This window comes from Luteibacter sp. P4_E6 (assembly GCF_056401535.1).
The window spans coordinates 1-4,374 of the sequence record NZ_JBFUJE010000332.1 but is presented as its reverse complement, the minus strand read 5'-3'; the positions used below and the strand labels follow the sequence as shown (position 1 = coordinate 4,374).

At 62.7% G+C, this 4,374-nt stretch carries 5 protein-coding genes; all 5 read right to left on the bottom strand.

Translation table 11 applies throughout. The features are described 5' to 3' along the window. Positions 1-229 (bottom strand): hypothetical protein (locus tag AC1DT2_RS16605; protein WP_477297531.1); only part of this gene is annotated, 229 nt, incomplete at its 3' end. Between the two features lie 33 nt (positions 230-262). Beyond that, positions 263-982, bottom strand: a complete 720-nt coding sequence (locus AC1DT2_RS16600) for a PIG-L deacetylase family protein (RefSeq protein ID WP_477297529.1) — start codon at positions 980-982, stop codon at positions 263-265. Between the two features lie 25 nt (positions 983-1,007). Beyond that, positions 1,008-2,447, bottom strand: coding sequence for a carbohydrate porin (locus AC1DT2_RS16595; protein ID WP_477297527.1), 1,440 nt, complete (start codon positions 2,445-2,447; stop codon positions 1,008-1,010). A gap of 71 nt (positions 2,448-2,518) precedes the next feature. Further along, on the bottom strand, positions 2,519-3,829 hold the full coding sequence (gene dctA / locus AC1DT2_RS16590; protein WP_477297525.1) for a C4-dicarboxylate transporter DctA: 1,311 nt from the start codon (positions 3,827-3,829) through the stop codon (positions 2,519-2,521). Positions 3,830-3,875: 46 nt separating this feature from the next. Beyond that, on the bottom strand, positions 3,876-4,374 hold a 499-nt coding region (locus tag AC1DT2_RS16585), incomplete at its 5' end, for a hypothetical protein (protein WP_477297523.1).

The window sequence follows — 4,374 nt, the reverse complement described above, 5'->3', positions numbered from 1 at the left end:
GGTAGGATGTCGCTCGGTCGACATATGCCTGAGCATCATCGAAGTGCTCACCGAGTGCGAAATACCGATCCAACAGGGCAAGCGCTACTCGCGGATGCCTGTCGGTAAGGCTGCAGGCCTGGATCCTCAGGTAATCGCTCTTGTGGCGTGCTCGCGACAGCTTCTCCTCGAACGCTGCCGCGATGCCATCATTCCAGTCGACGTTTCGATACCAGTCTTCGCGAGACATTCATCACCCGAGAGTCGCGTCCAGAAAACGATGTTAGCCCAACGCGCTCGCCACCGCCGGGAACACCGATTCATAAGCCTCGCCGTACGTCATCGGCGTGCCGGAATTGCGACCGCCCTGTACGCCGCGCTGCAGCGCCACGCGTGTGTAGTACTCCCACAGGTGTTCCTGGCCTTGCATGCACTCGATCGCCGCACGCTTCCTGTCCCACGCATCGGTGATGTTGAGGATCGTGTCCGGCTTCCAACCGCACTGTTCGGGCTGGTGCGGCTCGAAGAGGTAGACCTGCGGGGCGCCGATCACCGGCGTCTCGGGGGCGTGGCCGTGCGCCTGGGCGACAATACGGGCCTCCTGGGCGAACGCGCTGACCGCGACGTGGTCGGCGTTGTACGGGTCCTTCCTGGAGTGGGTCATGACCCAGTTGGGCCGCACGGAGCGATAGAGGTCGGCGAGCCGGAACAGTGAGTCGTTAGTCAGTGTGATCGGGTAATCGCCGAGGTCCCAGAACTGGATATCGGCGACGCCGAGGTGCTTCGCAGCGTTCTCGGCCTCGACCTGGCGCTCCGACTTCACCTTGTCCAGTGTCATGCCGGGCTTGCGCCACAGCTTGGCCGATTCGCCGCGTTCGCCATACGACAGGCAGACAACGGTGATATCCCAGCCGGCCGCGGCGTGCAGGGCGATCGCGCCGCCGGCGCGCCAGACGAAGTCAGCCGAGTGCGCGCTGACGACCAATGCGGTTTTCTTGCTCATGAGGGGATCCGTTCGTAGAGGAGGGTCAGTCGCCGCCGGCGGTCTTGTCGAAGCCGAGCATGGTGCCCAGGTCCATCTTGAGGCTCACGCCGTAGACGAACATGTTCTTCGGGAAGATGGCGGTGTTGGTGATACTCGAGTTGTCGGGGTGCACGATGTATTGCAGGCTCGGCATCAGCTCGAGGCCGCGAGCCACACGCCAGCCGTATGTCAGCTCGTAAGCCGTCTGGTGTGCGGCATTCGTGCCGTGGCCACCCTTCTTGGCCCGTGCATCGCGGAGAAATTCGCGCTCGCGCGGCGTCAGCTCGAACTCGGAGACGGAGAAATTCAGTGTGTCCGTCGGACGGCTGGCGAAGGGCGCGGTCCAAACGAAGCCCGCATAGATCTGCTGGCGCATGATTTCCGCTTCGTCCAGCTGCTGCACGATGCCGCCGAACACATTGAAACTTTGCGCACTGGCATCGTTCGGCCGCCAGATGACGCGATCACCCATGATGTAGACGCCATCGCGACTGCTGTTGATCGTGCGCGCCGTGCCGCCGAACAGGGCCTTCGATCGTCCCGCGGTGTTGTAGTACGGATCGGTGAGGGGCGCCGTGCTGACGAAGCCGCCGACCTTCAGCTCGAAGGGATAACGCGTTTTCGTCGGATCGGCGTCCTGCCACGCCCATTCCACGGGAACCGTGACGCCCGTGGCGCTACCGACCGAGAAATCCAGGCCGTTGCTGGCCGATGTCGTTGGGTTGACCTCGAAAACGCCGGTTTCGATGTACGTATGCGGTGTCGGCCGTGCCTTGATGTTCAGGCCCCACGTCGCTGACGGAAGCAGGCTGAAGCCGGCTTCGGAAACCAGGATACGTGGCTCACCGCAGGTATCGGCCGATTCGAACTGGCAGTTGGTGACCAGATGACCGTAGTACGTGGTCGTGCCCAGGCGACCGGCGGTGATGTCGAGCTTGTCGTCGAGCAGCTTCTGCTCGTAGGCGAACAGGCCAAGATGCCAGCGGTAAAACTCGTTCTTGTAGATGTACTGCTGCTTGGTGAATGTGCCGGTCACGTATTTGTTCAGGCTCTCGCCGTAGTCGCGATACACCGTGAAGTGGAACGATCCACCACTGATTCCCACCATCTTGTCGAGGTCGAAATCGGCGCCGATGTTGAACTGGCCGACATTGCTATGACCCTGATAGATGCCGCCGGTGGTGTTGTTGGCGTACTGGTCGATCAGCGCGCTGCGCAGCTTGATGCCCTTGTCGCGTAATGACGCTGCCACATCCGATAGCGGGCCTTTCGAGGCTTCCTTCGGCTTCTGGGCACCGCCTGTCGAGTCCGGTTCGGCTACGTCCGCCGTCGACGAACTCGACGCTGGCGCGGTCGAGGGCACGTTCTGGGCCCATGCCAGCGTCGGCGCGATGGCGCCAGCGAGGCTACATAGAGCGGTGGCGATGTAAGTGTTGCGGTTCATTTGAGCAATCCCTCCCCGATCGCGGAGTCGAGGGACTTCGCGAGGCTTGTACTTCGAACGATGTGGCGGAATCAGGCGGGTTGGTAACCCGTATCCAGTTCCTGCTTGAGTTTTTCGTGATCGACGGCTTTCTCCCACTTACCGACGACCACGGTGGCGACGCAATTGCCTGCGATGTTGGTGAACACGAACATCGCCGAGAGAATCCGGTGGATTCCGAGAATCAGGGCGATGCTGCCGACCGGGATCGTCTTGGTCGCGGCCAGCGTGAGGGTCAGGACGGCGATGGCCGATCCGGACACGCCGGCGCCTCCCTTGGACGTGAGCAGCAATATGGCGAGCAGGCCCAGTTGCTGTTCCCAGCCCAACGCGGTGCCCGTGGCCTGGGCGAGGAACACGGCCACGGCAGCGAAGTACAGGCATGTGCCGTCGTGGTTGAAGCTGTACGCGGTCGGCAGGACCATGCCCACCACCGATTCGTTGACGCCAAGCCTGGTGAGTTTCGCCGTGAGCTGCGGGAAGACACTTTCCGACGAGCTCGTGCCCAGGACCAGGACCAGCTCTTCGCGGAAGTAGCGCATCATCTTGAGCAGGTTGAAACCGGCATAGGCGGAAATCGGCGCGAGCACCAGCGCGAAGAACAGGGCGCAGGTGAGCAGGAATTCGAGGATCAACGCGCCCAGTGGCAGCAGCGTGGCCAGACCGAATTGCGCGACGGTGAAAGCGATGGCACCGAACGCGGCGATCGGTGCGATCTTCATCACCAGACGGATGATCCAGAACAGCGCGGATTGCACCGTGTCGACCACATGCAGAACCGGCTGGGCTTTCTCGCCGAGCGACGCCAGGCCGCAGGCAAACAACACCGAGAACACCAGGATCTGCAGGATATCTCCCTTGGCGAAGGCATCGAGTGCGGAGTTCGGCACCAGGTTGACCAGGAAGTCACCTGCGCCGGTCGGCACGGCCGTGTGTCCGTCCTTGGCGACGGCGACACCGGTGTGCAGCATGGCAGGGTCGATGTGCATGCCCACGCCGGGCTTGAGCAGGTTGATCGTCACCAGGCCGAGCACCAGCGCGATGCTCGTGACGACCTCGAAATACACCATGGCCTTGATTGCGATGCGCGCGACCTTGCCCAGATCGCGCACGCTGGCGATGCCGTGGGTGACGGTGCAGAAGATGATCAGCCCCACCACCATCTGGATCAGGCGAATGAAGATATCGCCCAGTGGCTTGAGCTGTTTGCCGATGTCCGGTGCCAGCGCGCCCAGCAGGACACCCAGCACCATGCCCGTCACGACCTGGAAGGTGAGGTCGTTGTAGAACGGGCGTCGCGCCTTGAGCGGCGTGGCGGCAGTAGTGGCGTTCAGCTTGCTCATTACCTTGGCGTTTCCAGGTGGGGGCCGTTCAGCCCTTTGGGGTCGTTCATTCGGTGACCCCGTCAAGTATGTCCTGCGCCGGGCCGAATACTTCGTCAATGCTCAGGCGGCGAGGCAGCAGGCCCTGCTCGACGCAGGCGTCGATGACATATTCCACCGGCTCGCGCAGCGTTTCATAGCCGAAGGCATACGGMGAAGGGGTACCGGGTGCATCCCGGAGCCGGGACTTCGACTGGAGAAGGAGGCGATACATCGCTTGTACGGCCGACGGGCTGCGCTGGGCGACGGCCGTGCTGACCGACACGACGTGGTTGATCGGCACGAAACCGTGCCGGTCGTACCACGCCCGGTCGAGGGTCGCGGCGTCCGTGATAACCGGAATGAATTCTTCATCCTTCGGCAGGTCGTTGCCGAGGATGGCCGCGTCGATGACCCCTTCGCGAAGCAGCTCCACCAGGCTGCGGTCGTCGTCGCCGTGCTCGACGAAGGCCGGGTCTTTGTACTGCTCCACATGCGCAGCGTCGCGTGTCAGCCAGTGCATGCTG